Here is a 20,160-nt window from a genome sequence, read left to right on the forward strand (position 1 = left end):
AGTATATGTTCAGCAGACAGATAATTATTTCCTGTCAGAGAGAGGAAGTCACCGGCTGAAAGCTTCCTTAAGTTCAGATAATTATTGATATTCCCACTGGAGCCGCATCTTTGAACCATACAGTAGGAGATGACGTATCTTGCACGTTACGCATGACTTTAAGTGCTTATATAAATCTTATTTTTATGATTTGTATAAGAATTAGGGTGGTACCGCGGAATTAACAGTACTTTATAAAGTAACTGTATTATCTTATGATATTTACTCCGTCCCTGTATTTTGCAGGGACGGTTTTTTTGTGCTTAAATGCCTGGTTCCTGCAAATGTATCGTTTTTATTGCACAAAAAGAAAGGAGAATTCCATGAAAGAAAAATTAAAGGCTATAGTGGATGAAGCGCTTGATAAAATAAAAGCTTCACAGGAGTTGGAAAGCTTATATGATATCAGAGTGCAGTTTTTAGGAAAAAAGGGTGCACTTACGGAAATCTTAAAATCTATGAAGGATGTAGCACCGGAGGACAGACCGGCAGTAGGGCAGTTAGTGAATGAAGCCAGAACCACACTGGAAGGTAAACTGGAGGAAATGAAAGAGCTTTTTGAGAAAAAGCTTAGGGAAGAACAGATTCGTAAGGAAACAATTGATGTTACCTTACCAGCAAAAAAAACAATCGTAGGACACCGCCACCCAAACAGCATTGCTTTAGAAGAAGTGGAACGAATCTTCGTAGGTATGGGGTATGAAGTAGTGGAGGGTCCTGAAATAGAATATGACTACTACAATTTCGAAGCGTTAAACATACCGGCGAATCATCCGGCTAAGGATGAACAGGATACTTTTTATATCAATGAGAACATTGTGCTTAGAACTCAGACTTCACCGGTACAGGTAAGAGTTATGGAACAGGGAAAGTTACCTATCCGTATGATTGCGCCGGGAAGAGTATTCCGTTCCGATGAAGTGGATGCTACACACTCACCAAGCTTTCACCAGATAGAAGGTCTCGTAATTGATAAGAATATAACCTTTGCTGATTTAAAAGGTACCCTTGCAGAATTTGCAAAACAGCTCTTTGGAGAAGATGCAAAAGTAAAATTTAGGCCTCATCATTTCCCCTTCACAGAACCAAGTGCGGAAGTGGATGTAACCTGCTTTAAATGTGGGGGAGAAGGCTGTAGATTTTGTAAAGGTACCGGTTGGATTGAAATTCTAGGTTGCGGAATGGTTCATCCTAATGTGCTCCGTATGAGTGGAATTGATCCTGAGGAGTATACCGGCTTTGCTTTCGGTGTAGGTCTGGAACGTATTGCTTTGTTAAAATACGAAATTGACGATATGAGATTATTATATGAGAATGACGTTCGTTTCTTAAAACAATTCTAGAGAAAGTAAGATTTCAGATCGAAATGGATTAACATTAAGAAGCAGGCAGGTAAGCTGTCAGCCGAATAGAAATAAAACAGGAGGTTTCATGGAATGAATACACCATTGTCATGGATAAAAGCCTATGTTCCGGAACTGGATGTTACACCACAGGTATATACAGATGGGATGACCTTAAGCGGAACAAAAGTAGAAGGCTATGAAAAATTAGATGCAGATTTAGATAAAATTGTTGTAGGTAAGATATTAAAGATTGAAAGACATCCCGATGCGGATAAGCTCATTGTATGTCAGGTACAGATAAGTCAAGAAGGAGATACAGTACAGATTGTAACAGGGGCACCTAATGTCAAAGAAGGAGATGTAGTTCCGGTTGTACTTGACGGAGGAAGAGTAGCCGGCGGTCATGACGGCAACAAAGCACCCGGTGGGATAAAAATAAAAAAAGGTAAGCTCCGTGGGATTGAATCTTTTGGTATGATGTGTTCCATCGAAGAGTTAGGCTCTACCAAAGAGATGTATCCGGATGCACCTGAAAATGGAATCTATATTTTTAGTGATAATCCGGAATATGACGGGCTTATCATTGGCTCTAGTGCAGTAATGGCATTAGGTTTGAACGATGTAGTGTTTGAATATGAAGTAACTTCTAACCGTGTGGACTGTTTTGGTGTACTGGGAATTGCCAGAGAAGCGGCAGCTACGTTTGGAAAAAGTTTTGTTCCTCCCGTCGTGAAGAAAACCGGCAATGCTGAGAAAGCGGAGGATTTTATATCGGTAGAAATTGAAGATAGAGATTTATGCAGCCGTTATGTAGCAAGAGTTGTAAAGAATATTAAGATTGGACCGTCTCCCTTGTGGATGCAGAGAAGACTTGCAGCTTGCGGAATCAGACCTATTAATAATCTGGTAGATATTACAAATTATGTTATGGAAGAATATTCTCAGCCTATGCATGCTTATGACCTTGACTTAATTGCAGGTAAAAAAATAATTGTACGCAGAGGGAAAGACAGCGAGGAATTTCAAACACTGGACGAACAGGTAAGAAAAGTGGATTCTTCCATATTGATGATTTGTGATGGTGAAAAACCTGTTGGCATTGCAGGTATTATGGGCGGCGAGAATTCTAAGATCACGGAGGATGTAAAAACCGTGTTATTTGAAGCGGCTTGCTTTGATGGTACCAATATTCGTCTATCCGGTAAAAAACTTGGATTAAGAACGGATGCCTCTGCAAAATTTGAAAAGGGTCTTGATCCTAATACTGCTTTAGAAGCTATGAACCGTGCTTGTCAGTTAATTGAAGAATTAGGAGCCGGTGAGGTAGTTGGCGGGGCAGTAGATATCTATCCTCAGGTTAGACAATCAAGAAGAGTACCATTTTCAGCGGATAGAACCAATAAGGTTTTAGGAACTAATTTATCTTTAGAAGCCATGATTGAATACTTTGAAAAGGTAGATTTAAAATATGATTCTAGTACAAAGGAGGTAATTGTACCAAGCTTTAGACAGGATGTGTTATGTCAGGCTGACTTAGATGAGGAAGTAGCCCGCTTCTTCGGATATGACAATATACCTACCACATTGCCTACCGGAGAAGCCACTACTGGTAAAATCCCCTTTAAGCTGCGTATCGAGGGTGTAGCTCGTAATCTGGCAGAGCAATTTGGATTTAATGAAGCTATGAACTATTCCTTTGAAAGTCCGAAGGTATTTGATAAACTTTTAATACCGGAAGGTGACCAGTTAAGAAATACGGTTGTTATCTCTAATCCACTGGGTGAAGACTATAGTGTTATGAGGACAGTATCTCTGCATGGTATGTTAAATTCACTCGCTACGAATTTTAAAAGAAGAAACAATAATGTACGTCTGTATGAATTGGGGAATGTATATTTGCCAAAAGAACTTCCGATAACGGGACTGCCGGAAGAAAGAATGCAGTTTACGTTAGGAATGTACGGTGCCGGAGACTTCTTTGATTTAAAAGGTGTTGTAGAAGAATTTTTAGAAAAGATAGGAATGAAAAAACTTCCAGCCTATAATCCAAAAGCTGAAAAACCTTATCTTCATCCCGGCAGACAGGCAAATATTATTTATGATAATACGGTAATCGGTTATCTGGGTGAGGTCCATCCGGAAGTACTTGATAATTATGAAATCAGGGAAAAAGCATATATAGCCGTACTGGATATGCCTGAAATTCTGCCAAAGGCAACCTTTGACGTAAAGTATGAAGGAATTGCAAAGTATCCGGCCGTTACCCGTGACTTAAGCATGCTGGTTAAAAAAGAAATACTTGCAGGCGAAGTAGAAGGGGTAATCCGTAAAAATAGCGGGCAGATTTTAGAAAGCATAAAACTTTTTGATATCTATGAAGGAACGCAGATTAAAGAAGGTTTTAAATCTATGGCTTATTCTGTCAGCTTTCGTACTAAAGACAGGACACTAGAGGAAAAAGATATTACGGAAGTAATGAATAAAATATTAAATGGTTTAAGTAAAATAGGAATTGAACTAAGACAATAAAAAAGAGAAACTGCAACCTAAGAAAAAAGACAGGGTTGCAGTTTTTTTACAGTTAGAGTTAGATGTCTATTATAGGCTTCCTATGTACGAACTGATATATGTTATATATAATATGGCAGAACTGGTATTTAATGAAAATGTAATAAATATTTAGCAATTATAGAAGGTTTAGACAAATTTTTGACAAAACTAAGCTATATGATGTAAAATAACTAAGATAAGCGCAAGCTTGCTGTTATTTGGTAAGTCTTGTCAGCACAGATTGTTTTTACCCTGCAATCTGAAAGAAAGTAATGATAAAACAGGAGGAGATAACATGAAGAAACGCGTGCTAAAATGTATGGCACTGTTACTTGCCGTTGTTCTGATGCTTCCGGTTATACCAGCAGGTTTAACCTTGACAGCAAGTGCAGCAGCAGCCCCGTCCCTTTCCTTGAAATCCAAGACTTTGGTGGGAATTGGTTCTACTTTTACATTAAACGTAAAGAACCTGAACACGAAGAAAGTAAAATCCGCAGTTTGGACTTCCAGCAACAAAAAAGTTGCTACCGTAGAATCCGATAGAGGATATGTTACTGCAGAAGGAAAAGGAACAGCAAATATAAAAGTTAAGATTACATATACTGATAAAAAAGTCACAACTTTGACTTGTAAGGTAACGGTTAAAATTCCGGCAACTGCTATTGAAATAACCAATGCCCAGGATACCGATGCCAACAATAACAGGCATGTTATTGAAGTGGGAGAACAATATGATTTTGATAGTGTTAAAACACCCAGCAATGCCAGTGATGTAATAACTTATACCATTGATAAACCAGCGTATGCTACAGTGGATAAAAAGGGTATTGTAAAAGGTATAAAGCCTGGTTTTGTCAGGCTTACTGCTACCGCCTCCTTAACGAAAGCAGGAGCAGCTACTAGTGTTATCAATGACATCATTAATATAGAAATCGTGGATAAAACAGCGAGAGTAAAGACGGTTGTTTTAACAGATAACACCACCTTAACCGTTACCTTTGATCGTCCGGTTGACGCTTCAACTGTCATCGGTACAGATAAGAAACTCCTAAATAATATTAGTATTACTGCAAAAACCAATAATAAAGGTGTTATAGCCAATGGTCTTGGCAATCTGACCGGCGTATTGTCCGATGATAAAAAGACTTTGACTATTACTTCTTCTAAGATATTCAATGGACTTTACAGTGTACATTTTTCATCGAATATCAAATCAACAGATAATGTAGCTTTACTGGATTACTATAAAGAAGTTGAATTCTATGATACGGTACCACCTACCTTTAAAGACTGGTCAGTGGATGATACCGGCTTAAAGGTAACATTAACTTTCAGTGAACCGGTTGACTTTACAAACCTGACAATCAGTGATGTTAAGCTGGTATCAGCAGGAGAGACTGCATTACCACTTACCATTAGCACTTTAAAAACAAAGACAAACTATGTTAAATCAGAAGATAGTAAATCTTTAACCATTGATTTGACCTCGATACCATCTTACGATTATAATAAGACCTTTGCAGTTGTGATGGCAGGATTAAAAGATACAGCTGGAAACTATCCAACCGGAGGATTAATTACTGCTTATGTAGCAACAGATACAAGGCCAAAGGCTCAGGCAAGATTAATTAATATTGAACGTACGGGTGTAAATACCTTAACCGCAACCTTTACAAGAGGCATTAGAAATGGTGGTACGGTTCAATTAAGCAACGGTGAGTGGATTAACGGTATAGTAGATGAAAAAGACAATAAGAAAGTCAATTATACCTTATCTGCAACAGCAGCCCAATTAAGCGGTACGCAGAAAGTTTCAGTAGGATACTGGGATGCTTATAATGTATCTGCAAATGATACTTCAGCAAGTATACCTCAGGATCGCTATGTGAACTTTGTAACTGACAAGTCCATACCAGTAATTACAAAATCAGAGTTCACCACAGATACAACCAATGGTATTGAGACTCACATACTTACCTTGACATACAATAAAGAGGTAACGCTGGCTTCACAAACCGGAACCTTTACTTCTAAGCTTATAACAATCAATAACGACATCTATAGCAACAAGCTCCTTGGTTATACAGCAGTTGCTCAGGGTAAAGTTGTAACTGTTATACTTGACAGTAATATGTTCAATGAAGCAGGTAATTATATTATTACCATACCACAGGGATTTGTATATGATACCTATATGAACATGAATGTTGAAAGTACGGTACAGTCTCAAAAAGGCGGAAGTGCCTCCACCGCTCTTCCGGCACCTAGGGATGTACGACAAGATCCAAAGGATGCCAACACCGTATACGTAGTATTTGCCAATAAATTAGATGAAGCAAGTGCACAGAACGTTAATAATTATAACATTCTTGGAGCAGTGGTAACAAAAGCTGAATTAACAGATAATACTACCACCGGAGCAACCGTAAAATTAACTTTATTAAGTAATTCGGTAACGGTTTCAACGATCTATCCGATTATTATCACTGGTGTTGAAGGCTTCCACAACAGTTACACCGTAATGAATCGTTTTGATGCTACCATATTCTTAAACGAGAACAGAGGACCGGTCCTTACTAAGACAGAATATTCATATCCGAACACAATTACACTGACCTTTGATGAGAGTTTATCCGGTACTCCAAGCTTCCAGGCAGTACAGTCCGGAAACAGCGCAGTAAATGTATCTGCGTCTTATATTGATGGCAATAAGGTAGTGATTGTCCTTAGTACACAACCAACACCGAGAGTAACGATACAGATAATACCAACTCAGTCAAATAATTTGACAGATGCAGCAGGAAATAAGTCAACCATATCAACGACTGGGGTTACACCTAATTATTGATATGCTGTAGATTATTAAAAGAATAAATGTACGACTTAAACAGTGCATGAATATATTACGTATAGTAAAATTGGACTATATGTGGAATTTGGAAGAAAAAGGAGTATTGCTATATAGCAATACTCCTTTTTTGCTGGATTATTACGCAAATTCCCCCTTTACGTAAACCATAATTTGTTTTATAATGAGTGAGGTATTGAAAGTACATTGGAGGGCAACAACGTTGAAACCAATCAGTAAAAGAGTAATTATGTCAGTTTGCCGCATACTATTTGCTCTTTATATAATATTATTGGCATATTTTTTATTTTTTAGTGAGCACTACGGAAGAACCATAACTTCCGAGGAATATAGATATAACTTAGTCTTGTTTAAAGAAGTAAAACGTTTTATTGAGTACCGTAAAATATTAGGTATGGAAAGCTTTATCGTTAATATATTCGGAAATATATTGGCATTTGCCCCTTTTGGTTTTGTATTGCCAATTATTAGCCAGAGTAATCGAAAGTTATTGAATATAACCCTGTTAAGCCTTGAATTTAGTCTAACCGTTGAATTAATACAACTTATATTCCGAGTTGGCATCTTTGATGTAGATGATATTTTAATGAATACAATTGGAGGTTTTATTGGAGGACTTGGGTTTATCATCTGCCATAGAATACTAAAATCCCTTAAAAAACTAAAATAAAGGCTTGATCCATTGGAATAGGAGAAACCTATGTTGAAACATAAAAAAGAAATATTCAAATTTTCCGGCAGAAGTCATTCAGTAAAAGGAATTGTATCTGTTATACTGGGAACTGCATCATTGCTTTTCTTCATACTGTTAGCTGTTATATCAAGTATATCCCATGGTAATGGAGGTATGGCCATAGGCATATTAGGCATTATCTTATTAGTTGTATCTATTTCTGGGTTTATACTGGGTATAAAGGCCTGTATAGAAAAGGAAATATATTATACAGCTCCTATTATCGGTATGGTTATGAATGGTCTTTTGTTTTTGGGGCTATTTTTGTTATATATAGTTGGAATCTTTATGTAGTGTTCTGAAAATATGCAGAGAACCTACTTTTACTTGTAAGTGTAAATAGCACTAGTACACGCAGATGGGAGTAAAATATGAAAAGAAAGGATGCCGCAGGCGAAATAACTGCCTTGGCAATAATATCTGGCGGAGATGTTATCGGGTGAGATTAAAGTGAGATATACAGAACTTTTTAGAGAAGAAAATGAAGCTGTGAAAGAAAGATTTGAACTATCCATGGAACGTATCGGTGAAATAGCAAAAGAAACTGTCTTAAAAGCTCCGTTTGAAGAGTATTTTAAGCAGGTTGCAGCTTTTATTTTGAAAATAAATTCACTATGGGAACAGGTTGCAGAAGATAAGCTTAAAACCTTGACCTTAGAAGAATTGCAGAAGTTAAATAGTGAATTGTATGAAGATATTACAGAAGAAAATTATAAGATAAGTTATGCAAATCCTGCTTATGCAGCAAAGCAGCTTGGTAAAAAATATGGTAAACTTCTGAGCTTTTTATATACAGAAATCAGAGGGATGATTGTATATGCTTATGAAGCCAGAATATTTGAACTTACCATTTATCTTGAACTTTTTATTGAAATCTATAATTATTTCGAAGAAGAAGATGAATATACTTATAAAGATGTTAAGCGTGTTCTGTACGATTTTAACAGTGATTATTGTCCTGATTTAGTGGAATACCGAACCAGAGAGCTTGTAGATGCAGAGCTTTCCTTTGTAAAAGATATTATTGCAGAATGGGATTTAACGGATTTAAGATATCTGTATCAATTCGGTGAGTATATAGGTGAGAATGAACTTGAAATCGCCCGATTCTTAAACAGCTTATCAGAAGAAGAAGTAAAAGCCATGGCGTTTACGTATACAGACGGCTATAAGAGAGGATTTGAAGCAGCAAGAATTGATTTGAATAAGAAAGCCACTGTTAATATCCGTTATAATCTGGGCTTTGAACGTATGATTAAGTATGCTGTGGAGTTCTTCAAACAGATGGGTCTTGAACCGGTTATATACCGTGCTGCTGTTTCCAGTATTAATAAAAGACAGCATTTAAAGATAGGTTATCATTCCACAGGAGTGAACAAACAATACGATTATGACCATAGATTTGATAACGGACTTTATTTAGACAAAGCCTTTAATGAGCGTAAACTCTCAGGACTTAAGGCAGCCTATGAAAAATATAAGGATAAAGCCTATACCTATGCAGGACCGGCATTAATTGAGGTATTTGGAGAAGAGAATTTCACACCGGAAACCAAAGCAGAGGCTGTAAAGCTTGACAAACGCCAACAAAAGCTGTCAGTAGCTTATAATCGGGAAGCAAGCATAATTACCAATGAATATATCAGAGGGGACGAAACAAGCTTTACTATTATAGCATATCCAATACCTGAAATCGGTGATAATTTTAAAGAAATCTTTGCAGAAACCGTGAAAGTCAATACGTTAGATAATGATACTTATAAGGTGATTCAGCAGGCAATTATTGATGAACTGGATAAGGGTGAATACGTTAAAATTATTGGCAGCGGAAAAAATCGTACGGATATAAAGATTATGCTTTATGAATTAACTGACCCGGCTAAAGAGACAAGTTTTGAAAATTGTACTGCAGATGTAAATATACCGGTAGGTGAAGTGTTTACATCACCAAAACTGACAGGAACAGAAGGAATTCTACATGTTACCCAGGTATATTTGAATGAATTGGAATACAAGGACTTATGTCTTACTTTTAAGAATGGTATGATAGAAAGTTATACCTGTAAGAACTTTGATAAGGAAGAGAGTAACAAACAGTTTGTTAAGGAGAATCTGCTGTATAATCAGGAAACTCTGCCCATCGGTGAATTTGCTATTGGTACAAATACGACAGCGTATGTTATGTCAAGAAAATACCAGATAGGGGATAAACTTCCTATTCTAATTGCAGAAAAAACAGGCCCTCATTTTGCAGTAGGAGATACCTGCTATAAAATGAGTGAAGAACTGACATTGTTTAATCCTGACGGTAAGCAGATTGTTGCTAAGGACAATGAAGTATCCATTCTACGAAAAACAGATATAGACAAAGCCTATTATAACTGTCATACAGACATAACCATTCCTTATGATGAATTAGGTGAAATTACTGTATATAAAAAGGATGGAAGTACCACTACTATTATAAAAGATGGAAGATTTATACTGCCTGGTACTGAAAAGTTAAATGAAGCTTTTCAATAAATAAGAATCCATTAATAAGCTACTGACCTATGGTGGTTCGTTTAGAAGCTTGACGAAAGTTCTATTTCCCAAGCTGTATAAACCATGATATAGATAATGAAAGAGAGGATTGCACAATGGCAGCAAAAGTAGGTATAGTTATGGGAAGTGATTCAGATCTTCCAATCATGAGTAAGGCAGCGGAAGTACTGGATATTTTAAAGGTAGAGTATGATATTACTGTAATATCAGCCCACAGAATGCCGGATGTATTCTTTGATTACGCAAAGTCTGCGGAGGAAAAAGGATATAAGGTAATAATTGCAGGAGCAGGTGGTGCTGCTCATTTACCAGGTATGTCAGCCGCAATATTCCCTATGCCTGTTATCGGAGTACCAATAATGACTAAGTCCCTTGGAGGGGTTGATTCCCTTTATTCCATCGTACAGATGCCCGGCGGTATTCCAGTTGCTACGGTGGCAATTAATGGTGCATTAAATGCAGGGCTGTTAGCTGCAAAAATACTTGCAACATCAGACAGTGAATTATTAGACCGCATTAAAGCTTATGCCGAAGGCTTGAAAGACAATGTAATGGCGAAGGCTGAAAAGTTGGACAAGCTTGGATATGAAGCTTATTTAAAAGAGATGTAGTAACAAAAGGGCATTGGAAAATAGATTTCCAATGCCCTTTTGCAGTTATCTGTAATTGCTACAATGGTATAGAGATTTCAAGATGCATTTAACTATAACAACTATTCTTCATAAGCTTTGATGTATACAAAATTTTCATTATTCCTATTCATTTTGTAATCTATGTTTAATATGGAATGAAGAAATTCTTGACCACCAGATTCTATTGGTACGACTTTAACATTAAGTGCGCTCTCCACATCATCCGCAGTGGTATCATCTAGAAATACCATTTCACCCATTCTTAACATAGTGGATGGAATAAGAAGGCTGTCTCCTAAATCTACACCATTATCCTTTAGCTCTTTTAGCTGCTTAATCAAATCCTGACCTGTAATCAACCCTGCTACGGTTATGGTTTCACCAAAGAAATCATTCCTTATACACACGACTCGTATCTTTACATTTGGGAATGCACTCATAATCGCTTCAGAAAAAGACACAATAGTTTTATATGCAAGCTTACCTGTAGCAATTGTAATATCTCTCTGAACAGATGATTGTAAAGCCTTGTATTCACCCGAACCTGTCATGTGACTTAGTGTTTCCTGGAATTCGTTGTTAAAAAGCCTCATCATACCCACACCGTTTTCCAATTGGATGTAACCGTCATAACGTTCCTCTTCAGGAAATTCACGTTCAGCCGTAATATAAAACTCATCACTTGCATGAATGAAATGAAGTCCGAAATCTTCATAAAATTTTTTTTGATAATGCTCAACTAAATCAATGATACCTGCGGCTTCCTGCTTATTAAATAACTCAAGTGGATATAAGCCCTTGCGGTATTTTGTAATGCCTGCTGGAACGATAGAAACACTTCTCATAAAGGGGAGGTATTTAGAAAGGTCATTAATAGACCTTTCAAGTTCGGGGCCATCATTAACGTTTTTACATAAAACAATTTGACCATTCATTTCAATATGGTTCTCATATAGTTTATCAAGACTTTGTAAAGCTTGTCCTGCAAAACGGTTATTTAACATTTTGCAGCGCAGGTCGGGATTGGTAGTCTGAACAGATATATTAATTGGTGCAAGATTAAAACGGATTATCCTGTTGATATCCTTGTCAGACATATTAGTCAAAGTAATGTAGTTACCTTGAAGAAAGGATAGCCTAGAGTCATCATCCTTAAAATATAGTGTTTCACGCATCCCTTCCGGCATCTGGTCAATGAAACAAAACATACATTTATTATGACAGGAACGATAATCACTCATAAGCCCATTGTCAAAATCAATTCCTAAATCTTCATCCATCTCTTTGTCTATTTCAAGAATCCATTCTTCACCGTTACTTTTTTTAATAAGAATTTCGATGTATTCTTCTTTGATGAGATATTGATAATCAAATACATCATCTATTTTTTCATCATTTACGGCAAGAAGATAATCACCGGGTTCTATACCCATTTCTTCACCGATTGAGTCAGGCATTACCGTTTTTATAAGATGCCCTTCGTATTTCTTACTCATTTTAAACTCCAATCTGTGTGCTTAAGCACACGTATAAATCAAGATGTTGAAAAAAGCTTTTATTTTTCAACCTTACACTCATACCTTTCTATTTATAGTATAATTACTCTTATCTTTGTAGTTCTATCATTTATAATCTATTCAATTTATATGATATAGAGTAATTAATACGGGAGTTACTAATAATTGCCACATTCAGGAAGCTGTTTCTATCTACTAAATATTTTCTAATAACATGACATATTATACAAATATACTATATAATTGTAAATAATAAAATGTAATCTTTTATATTTGCAGTAGTTTTTGGACTATCCTGTATCAATGCCAATTACTTATATAAAAAACTTATAGGTACTAAAGTCTTATTAATCTCCCTTATAAACACCATAAGAAAATAATAAAACTAAAAATAAGACAAAAGCAAGTGTATTATGATAAAATAAATAGTATATAAATTGCTGATTTTACAAGGTTAATTTTAATCAAGGAGGACTTACCATGGATTACAAAAAGGCTGGGGTGGACATAGAAGCCGGATACAAAGCAGTGGAGTTGATGAAGGAACATATTAAAGGTACAATGCGAAGCGAGGTATTATCAGGAATCGGAGGATTTTCTGGTGCTTTTTCCTTAGAAAGCTTTAAACATATGGAAAAGCCTACCTTGGTATCTGGTACTGACGGCGTTGGAACCAAATTAAAACTGGCTTTTATTATGGACAAACATGATACCATTGGTATTGATTGTGTTGCCATGTGTGTTAATGATATTGCCTGTGCCGGCGGTGAGCCTTTATTCTTTTTAGATTATATAGCCTGTGGTAAAAATGAGCCAGAGAAGATAGCAACCATAGTCAGTGGTGTAGCAGAAGGCTGTAAAATGGCAGGTGCAGCACTAATCGGTGGAGAAACAGCAGAAATGCCTGGTTTTTATCCCGAAGAGGAATATGATTTGGCAGGTTTTGCGGTGGGTATTGTTGACCAGAAGCACTTGATAGATGGCAGCAGTTTAAAAGCAGGAGATGTGATTATAGGTATTGCCTCCTCTGGTATTCACAGTAACGGCTATTCATTGGTAAGGAAGGTATTTAAGATGAATACCAGCTTTTTAGGAACTTATTATGAAGCTTTAGGTGCATCGCTTGGAGAAACGTTATTAACCCCAACAAAAATATATGTAAATGCACTAAAAGCACTTAAGAATGGAAATATTTCTGTAAAAGCCTGCTCTCATATCACAGGCGGCGGCTTCTATGAAAATATACCCCGGATGTTAGGAGAAGGGATGCATGCTGTGATTCAAAAAAACAGTTATGTAATACCTCCGATTTTTAATATGCTGGCTACAGATGGCTCCATTGAAGAAAAGGTTATGTATAATACCTATAATATGGGAATCGGAATGATGGTTGCAGTAGATAAAGAGCAGGTTGACACAGCTCTAAATCTCCTTTTGTCAGCAGGAGAAACCGCATACGTTATAGGAGAAATCAAAGCAGGTGAAAAAGGAGTAACCCTATGCTAAAGCTGGGTGTTTTAGTGTCCGGAGGAGGAACTAACTTTCAGGCTATCCTTGATAGGCTTTCAGACGGTGCAATTACAAATACAGAGGTTGCTGTGGTAATCAGCAGTAAAAAAGATGTCTATGCAATCGAACGTGCAAAGAAACACAAGATTCCATCCGTGGTGCTTACCCCTAAGGATTTTAAGGATAGAAGTGAGTTTCACCAGACACTTTTAAGTACAGTAAATGAATACCAAGTAGACTTAATTGTACTTGCAGGTTATCTGGTAATTCTTCCGGAAATTCTTATAAAAGAATACCGGAATCGGATTATTAATATTCACCCCTCCTTAATTCCTGCTTTTTGCGGAGCCGGCTTTTATGGACTGAAAGTTCATGAAGCTGTACTAAAAAGAGGAGTAAAGCTAACTGGTGCCACGGTACATTTTGTAGACGAAGGTACGGATACCGGACCCATACTTTTGCAAAAGGCAGTAGAAGTGAAAGCCGGTGATACACCGGAATTATTGCAGCAGAGGGTAATGGAAGAGGCGGAATGGAGCCTTTTACCAAAGGCCATAGATTTGATTGCAAATGGTAAGGTTAGAGTTGAAAATAATCGTAGTATCATAGAAGAATAAGTCTGAAGGAAAGGGCAGGGGTATTTGTATGAGAGTCTTAATCATAGGAGGCGGCGGAAGAGAACATGCTATAGCCGCTAAAGTGGCACAAAGCAGCAGAGTTAAGGAAATCTTTTGTGCACCTGGCAATGCCGGAATTAATAAATATGCAAATTGTGTAGATATCGGGGTAATGGAATTTCAAAAACTGGCTGAATTTGCAGAAAAGAAGCAGATTGACTTGACCATCGTAGGACCGGATGACCCATTGGTGGCAGGTATTGTTGATATATTTGAAGCTAAGAATCTCAAAGTATTTGGACCCAGGAAAAAGGCAGCGATATTAGAAGGTTCCAAAGCTTTTTCAAAAGATATTATGAAAAAATATAATATACCTACGGCTGCCTATGAAACCTTTGACTCACCGGAGGAAGCTGTCGCATATCTTTCTGAATGTGCCTATCCTATTGTTTTAAAAGCAGATGGATTGGCTCTTGGAAAAGGTGTACTTATATGTAATACCTATGAAGAAGCAAAAGCTGGAGTAAGAACTATAATGTTAGACAAACAGTTTGGTTCTGCCGGAGATAAGTTAGTAATTGAGGAATTTATGAGAGGGCGTGAAGTATCCGTATTAGCGTTTTGTGATGGCACGGACATAGCTGTGATGACCAGTGCCCAGGACCATAAGCGTGCGAAGGATGGAGATCAGGGATTAAATACAGGTGGTATGGGAACCTTTTCGCCCAGTCCTTTTTATACAGAAGAAGTACATGCATTTTGTTTGGAGCAGCTATACAAACCAACTATGAAAGCAATGCAGGCAGAAGGAAGAGACTTTACCGGAATATTATTTTTTGGATTAATGTTAACCGAAAAAGGCCCCAAGGTTTTAGAATATAATGCGAGATTTGGAGATCCGGAAACACAGGTAGTACTTCCACGAATGAAAAACGATATTATCGATGTAATGGAAGCTTGTATAGAGGGAAGACTAAAAGAGATAACCCTGGAATTTGAAGATAATGCGGCTGTGTGTGTTATTTTGGCATCAGCAGGTTATCCGGAACATTATGAAAAAGGTTATCTTATTAATGGGTTGGATAGGATAAAGACGGAAGATGGCTGCTACGCCTTCCATGCGGGCACGAAGCAGACAGAGGAAGGAATCGTAACGAATGGAGGCAGAGTTCTTGGAATTACTGCAACCGGCAGTAACCTAAAGGAAGCCAGAAAGAAAGCCTATGAAGCTGTTTCGTTAATAGATTATAAGAATAAATACATGAGAAATGATATCGGCAAAGCGATAGATGAAGCTTAGACTTCAATAACTTTGGAATATGGAAATAAGGAGTACTTTTGGCAAGGCATGTCCAAAGTACTCCTTATTTTGGAATGAAATCATTATTTATATTACTTAATTACTCCATACAATTCCAATATTAACAATACTATCTGATAGACTACTATTTTTAGGGAAAAAATTTCATAAGATACCTCCGATGTCACAGAAGTGCCATATGTATTATGTAGGATTATGTAAAAATACAAATATTTTCATGAAGATAAATATTCAGAAACTAAAATAAAGATTCATAAGACCAAGAAAAAAGGCAACAGGATATACTTATACCCACGCGTTGGGTTTCGTTTAGGAGGAAATACGGAATGAAAAAAAATACATATTATAAGTGGCTTGCAGTCCTATTGTGTATCATGATAGTCTGGCCGCAGGTTTTTAAGTCAGGCATAACTACAGTGGATGCTGCTGCCACGGGGACGGTTACAGCTACCAGTTTAAACATACGATCCGGACCTGCCACTACCTATGAAAGGGTACAGGTTAATGGGAATTATACCTCACTAAAGAAAGGCGATAAGGTTACTATCGTAAGTGAAAAGAGCGGTTGGTACAAAATATCTTTTACCGTAAATGGTAAAAAAACCGAAGGCTATGTTATGGCTGATTATATAAAAAAAGCAAGTGTTACCCCCACTCCTACGGCTAAACCGACTGTTAAACCTACAGCGACTCCGACTGTTACTAAAAAGCCCACATCGTCCTCTACTATCAGTCAGGATGATTTTAAAGAACCGGGGACAGTAAATGCAACCAGTTTAAATGTCAGAAAGACACCCGCTACCACAGGAACCAGACTTGGTGCATTAAAGAATAAGCAGAAGGTAACAGTATTAAATGAGGTATTTGTCGGTGGTCAGAAGTGGTATAGAATTTCATTTACCTTGAATAAAAAGGCCCAGACGGGTTACGTATTAAGTGATTACATAAAGCTAACCATATCCTCCTACATTATGGGTTATGTAAACAGCACTACCAGTATGAAGGTGCAAACCGTTGCAGGTTCTAAATCCGCATATGTAAAGACAAAAGCTGGTAAGGTAATAAGTCTACCTAATAAACGTGCTGTAAAAATTACACAAGAAGTTACAGATAATAAAGGCGTGAAATGGCTTGGAGTATCTTTTACAATAAGCGGAGTAAAGTATAATGGATATCTCCCGGCAAATAAAGTGCTTATTAAAAAAGTTGTGGTTACTCCGACACCAACAAAGGCTCCTACTCAAGCAGTGACCCCTAGCTTAACCCCTAGTATTACCCCAACAGCGAGTCCTGCTCCAACAGCAAGTATTACTCCAACAGCAAGCCCTGCCCCAACAGCAACTCCACAGGTAACGCCTACAGTAACTCCGGCAGGTTATGTCAGAGAGGTAAATCAGAATACAGAAGCTACCATTCAGTATGCATCTAAAATAAACGTGTATTCTGAAGTAGTGAATAACTCGACGATACTCATCGATACCTCATATAATCCGATTTTACTTTCCATGGATGAGAAGGTTATTGTTAGTAAAACAATAAGGAATAACCTGGATGCATGGTATTATGTAACCTTTAAAAAAGGCGCCAATACCATAAGTGGTTATGTACAGACGCAGTATGTAGTTTTTGGTACTGGTGGTTTTGAAGATACGACAGCGGTTTTCCCTATTGCCAGTGTAACACCTAATCCAACAGGCTCAGTAACACCATCGCCAACAACGGTTGGAACAATGAACGATGGACAATTTGAGGCTTATTTAACCAATCAGGGGTTCCCGGAGAGTTATAAGCCTTACCTTCGAAATCTTCATAAACAATACCCTGCTTGGATATTTGAAGCATATCAAACAGGTTTGGATTGGAATACAGTAATCGCGAAACAAAATGTTTTAGGAAAGAATTTAATTTCCAATGGAAAAAGTGTTGAATGGAAATCTCTTGATACAGGAGCCTATAGTTGGACGACTGATTCATTTATTCCTTTTGATGGTTCAACCTGGGTAACTGCTTCCAAAGAAGCATTAGAATATTACATAGATCCTAGAAATTTCCTTACAGAAAAGTCTATATTTCAATTCGAAATGCTTACCTATAAGGGACAGTATCAGAATGGAACAGGTGTAGAAAGTATATTATATAATACTCCTTTATATAATAAATCCTTCACTTATAAAGAGGATACAGGAAAATCAACAACAATATCTTATTCCCAGTCCTTTGTTGACGCCGCCGTATATTCCGGTGTAAGCCCCTATCATCTAGCTACCAGGGTAAAGCAGGAGGTGGTTACAGGAACCTCCACCTTAAGTTCCAGTGTTAGCGGAACGGTAGCAGGTCTGGAAGGCTTATATAATTTCTATAATATTGGAGCATATCATAGTACAGCAGCAGGTGGTGCCATTGCAAATGCTCTGAAATACGCAAGGAATGGAACAACCAGTGCGGAGTTGAATACACTTTACCGAATACCATGGGACAACCCTTATGATTCTATTGTAGGTGGTGCCTATATTATTGGAAGCAATTACATAAAACGTGGGCAGGACACCATTTACCTGCAAAAATTTAATGTTACGCCTGTTTCAACTCATACGCATCAGTATATGGCAAATATAGAAGCACCGAATGCAGAAGGGGCAAAAACCTACGCAGCTTATACAGGGATGACAAATGTACCGATTGTTTTTTCTATTCCGGTTTACAGCAATATGCCGGCTGTATCAGCACCTATACCGGTGAAAAAATACAATCCGAATAACTGGCTGAAAACTTTAACAATAGACGGCTACAGTTTAACACCGACCTTTGATTTATCCAAGGAACAGTTTTATTCCTTAATTGTAGAAAATGCAGTTAGCAGTATTAATGTGAGAGCAACAGCAGTCAGTACAAAAGCTACCGTAGCAGGTGTGGGGACAATACCATTGCAGGTAGGAAATAATGCAGTTACATTAACTGTAACAGCAGAAAATGGTGATGTTCGTCAATATCAGATAAATGTAGTAAGAGAAAATTAAAAAGATAGGACCTGGTTAAAACAAATTTCCCGGCATATGGTATGAATATGAAAATGGGTGAGTATTACAGTTTTAATCAGGTTTTTTAAATTTTATATAGAAAGGAATGCCACACTTAATACTTTTTTGTGGTAGTAACACATTCGTAAGCGGATGTGTTACATTAGGGTAGATTTTATGAGGATGAATTTAAAAAAATACAAAAGCTATGCAGCAGCTATTTTATGTATGATTATGGTGTTAATACCGGTTATGGGCAGCCAGGCAGCCAGTGTGACTATAACACTTACCACAAAGAATGAAAGACTTAAAGTAGGGGAAGAAATTATTGTAAATCTAAAGTTGTCCTCACAGGAAAAAGTGGGAGACTTTCAGGGCTATGTAACATATAATGCTGATATACTAGAATTTGTCAGCGAATTAGATTTTATAGCCGGCGGAGAAGGACTTGTCAAAATAACAGATACGAATGTAGCAGTTGGAGATTCCAGCCGAAAATATACATTAAAGTTCATTGCTAAAAAACTTGGAACAAGTGAAATTGCATTAAAAGATTTAACTGATATTTTTGAATTTGAATCCGGTGAGACTATGTCAGTATCCAGTAACCAACTCACCATTCAAGTAGAAGCAAAAGAAGCTGCATCAAACAATGCGGCGGTTAAAAGTTTAAAAATAAATCCCGGAAAACTCGAACCGGAATTTAACAAAGATGAATACAACTATACAACGAAAGTAGATAATAATACAAAGCAGTTAATTGTCAGTGCGGAAACGGAAGATGAAAAAGCAACTGTTTCAATAACTGGTAATGAAGCATTAAAAGAAGGTAATAATACGATTAAAATCGTTGTTAAATCGGAAGCCGGAAATGAAAAAGTTTATACAATAACTGCTTATCGGGAGGAAGATTTTAAGGAAAATGGGGAGAATACAAAAGAAGAAACTCAAGAAACTGAAGAAGAAAGTAATGATACAAAATCTATTAATGAAATGACAGCTTCAATAGATAGTCTAAAAGTATATGCAGACGATAAGGAAACCTATATTCAGAATGGTTTTCGCTACCATATCATAGAGGTTGCGGAGGATGTCACAATACCAGATGGCTATGAAAGGACTACTTTGCAATTGAATGGCATTGCAGTAACTGTGTACACTCTGAAAAATAATTTAGAAAGTGATTTCCTTCTAATATATGCAGAAAATATAGAGGGTGAAAAAGGTTTCTACCAATATGACCGAAAGGAAGAGACGATACAGAGGTTTATAAAGAGCAAGAGTAATAATACAGTGGTTATGGATAGTGATTTGATAAAATCAGAAGAATATAAGTCAAGAATTACTACTATGGGAATTGTAACAGCAATCCTTGGGGCTGGCTGTATGATACTGTCAGTAGCACTCTTAAGGGTATATTTAGGGAAAAAAGACAAACAGTAAGAAGGACTTGACACATGATAAAA

Annotated in this window: 13 protein-coding genes; 12 read left to right on the top strand and 1 reads right to left on the bottom strand. The window is 37.1% G+C overall.

The annotated features are described in order from the left end of the window. Window positions 1-362 precede the first annotated feature (362 nt). The 7 genes from pheS (at window position 363) to purE (ending at window position 10,692) form a co-directional block, all read left to right on the top strand. On the top strand, window positions 363-1,382 hold the full coding sequence (gene pheS / locus acsn021_RS05145) for a phenylalanine--tRNA ligase subunit alpha (protein WP_184090662.1): 1,020 nt from the start codon (window positions 363-365) through the stop codon (window positions 1,380-1,382). A gap of 93 nt (window positions 1,383-1,475) precedes the next feature. Then, on the top strand, window positions 1,476-3,914 hold the full coding sequence (gene pheT, locus acsn021_RS05150; protein ID WP_184090665.1) for a phenylalanine--tRNA ligase subunit beta: 2,439 nt from the start codon (window positions 1,476-1,478) through the stop codon (window positions 3,912-3,914). Window positions 3,915-4,230: 316 nt separating this feature from the next. Beyond that, window positions 4,231-6,783 carry an Ig-like domain-containing protein gene (locus tag acsn021_RS05155; protein WP_184090669.1) on the top strand — a complete coding sequence of 851 codons (2,553 nt, stop codon included), beginning with the start codon at window positions 4,231-4,233 and terminating at the stop codon, window positions 6,781-6,783. Window positions 6,784-7,006: 223 nt separating this feature from the next. Further along, window positions 7,007-7,474 (top strand): VanZ family protein, encoded by a 468-nt coding sequence (locus acsn021_RS05160; RefSeq protein WP_243167769.1) that lies wholly within the window; start codon window positions 7,007-7,009, stop codon window positions 7,472-7,474. Between the two features lie 30 nt (window positions 7,475-7,504). Beyond that, window positions 7,505-7,831 (top strand): DUF6142 family protein, encoded by a 327-nt coding sequence (locus acsn021_RS05165; RefSeq protein ID WP_184090671.1) that lies wholly within the window; start codon window positions 7,505-7,507, stop codon window positions 7,829-7,831. A 135-nt stretch (window positions 7,832-7,966) separates the two neighbouring features. Then, window positions 7,967-10,060, top strand: a complete 2,094-nt coding sequence (locus acsn021_RS05170) for an aminopeptidase (protein WP_184090674.1) — start codon at window positions 7,967-7,969, stop codon at window positions 10,058-10,060. A 116-nt stretch (window positions 10,061-10,176) separates the two neighbouring features. Continuing rightward, complete coding sequence (gene purE, locus acsn021_RS05175) at window positions 10,177-10,692, top strand: 5-(carboxyamino)imidazole ribonucleotide mutase (protein WP_184090677.1); 516 nt, start codon at window positions 10,177-10,179, stop codon at window positions 10,690-10,692. Between the two features lie 101 nt (window positions 10,693-10,793). Here the strand turns inward: purE and acsn021_RS05180 are convergent, their stop codons facing one another. Then, window positions 10,794-12,209: a DUF512 domain-containing protein gene (locus tag acsn021_RS05180; RefSeq protein ID WP_184090680.1), complete on the bottom strand. Its 1,416-nt coding sequence runs from the start codon at window positions 12,207-12,209 to the stop codon at window positions 10,794-10,796. Between the two features lie 501 nt (window positions 12,210-12,710). Between acsn021_RS05180 and purM the strand changes: the two genes are divergently transcribed. The 5 genes from purM (at window position 12,711) to acsn021_RS05205 (ending at window position 20,137) form a co-directional block, all read left to right on the top strand. Continuing rightward, window positions 12,711-13,736, top strand: a complete 1,026-nt coding sequence (gene purM / locus acsn021_RS05185) for a phosphoribosylformylglycinamidine cyclo-ligase (protein ID WP_184090683.1) — start codon at window positions 12,711-12,713, stop codon at window positions 13,734-13,736. After that, the gene (purN, locus tag acsn021_RS05190) at window positions 13,730-14,356 is read left to right on the top strand and encodes a phosphoribosylglycinamide formyltransferase (protein WP_184090686.1); all 627 of its coding nucleotides are present in this window, start codon (window positions 13,730-13,732) and stop codon (window positions 14,354-14,356) included. Before purM ends, purN begins: the two co-directional genes overlap by 7 nt. Window positions 14,357-14,384: 28 nt before the next feature. Then, window positions 14,385-15,656 carry a phosphoribosylamine--glycine ligase gene (gene purD, locus acsn021_RS05195; protein ID WP_184090689.1) on the top strand — a complete coding sequence of 424 codons (1,272 nt, stop codon included), beginning with the start codon at window positions 14,385-14,387 and terminating at the stop codon, window positions 15,654-15,656. A 347-nt stretch (window positions 15,657-16,003) separates the two neighbouring features. Continuing rightward, complete coding sequence (locus acsn021_RS05200) at window positions 16,004-18,694, top strand: SH3 domain-containing protein (protein WP_184090692.1); 2,691 nt, start codon at window positions 16,004-16,006, stop codon at window positions 18,692-18,694. Window positions 18,695-18,871: 177 nt separating this feature from the next. Further along, a complete protein-coding gene (locus acsn021_RS05205) occupies window positions 18,872-20,137 on the top strand; it encodes a cadherin-like beta sandwich domain-containing protein (protein ID WP_184090695.1) in 1,266 nt (421 codons plus the stop codon). The last annotated feature ends 23 nt before the right edge of the window (window positions 20,138-20,160 follow it).

The organism is Anaerocolumna cellulosilytica (assembly GCF_014218335.1).
Lineage (GTDB): Bacteria > Bacillota > Clostridia > Lachnospirales > Lachnospiraceae > Anaerocolumna > Anaerocolumna cellulosilytica.

What these genes read in the sequence shown, in the direction of transcription:
- acsn021_RS05165 (WP_184090671.1), top strand. Translation starts at nt 7,505, where the DNA reads ATGTTGAAACATAAAAAAGAAATATTCAAATTTTCCGGCAGAAGTCAT.
- purM (WP_184090683.1), top strand. Translation starts at nt 12,711, where the DNA reads ATGGATTACAAAAAGGCTGGGGTGGACATAGAAGCCGGATACAAAGCA.
- purN (WP_184090686.1), top strand. Translation starts at nt 13,730, where the DNA reads ATGCTAAAGCTGGGTGTTTTAGTGTCCGGAGGAGGAACTAACTTTCAG.
- pheT (WP_184090665.1), top strand. Translation starts at nt 1,476, where the DNA reads ATGAATACACCATTGTCATGGATAAAAGCCTATGTTCCGGAACTGGAT.
- purD (WP_184090689.1), top strand. Translation starts at nt 14,385, where the DNA reads ATGAGAGTCTTAATCATAGGAGGCGGCGGAAGAGAACATGCTATAGCC.
- acsn021_RS05180 (WP_184090680.1), bottom strand. Translation starts at nt 12,209, where the DNA reads ATGAGTAAGAAATACGAAGGGCATCTTATAAAAACGGTAATGCCTGAC.
- pheS (WP_184090662.1), top strand. Translation starts at nt 363, where the DNA reads ATGAAAGAAAAATTAAAGGCTATAGTGGATGAAGCGCTTGATAAAATA.
- acsn021_RS05205 (WP_184090695.1), top strand. Translation starts at nt 18,872, where the DNA reads ATGAGGATGAATTTAAAAAAATACAAAAGCTATGCAGCAGCTATTTTA.
- purE (WP_184090677.1), top strand. Translation starts at nt 10,177, where the DNA reads ATGGCAGCAAAAGTAGGTATAGTTATGGGAAGTGATTCAGATCTTCCA.
- acsn021_RS05155 (WP_184090669.1), top strand. Translation starts at nt 4,231, where the DNA reads ATGAAGAAACGCGTGCTAAAATGTATGGCACTGTTACTTGCCGTTGTT.
- acsn021_RS05200 (WP_184090692.1), top strand. Translation starts at nt 16,004, where the DNA reads ATGAAAAAAAATACATATTATAAGTGGCTTGCAGTCCTATTGTGTATC.
- acsn021_RS05170 (WP_184090674.1), top strand. Translation starts at nt 7,967, where the DNA reads ATGTTATCGGGTGAGATTAAAGTGAGATATACAGAACTTTTTAGAGAA.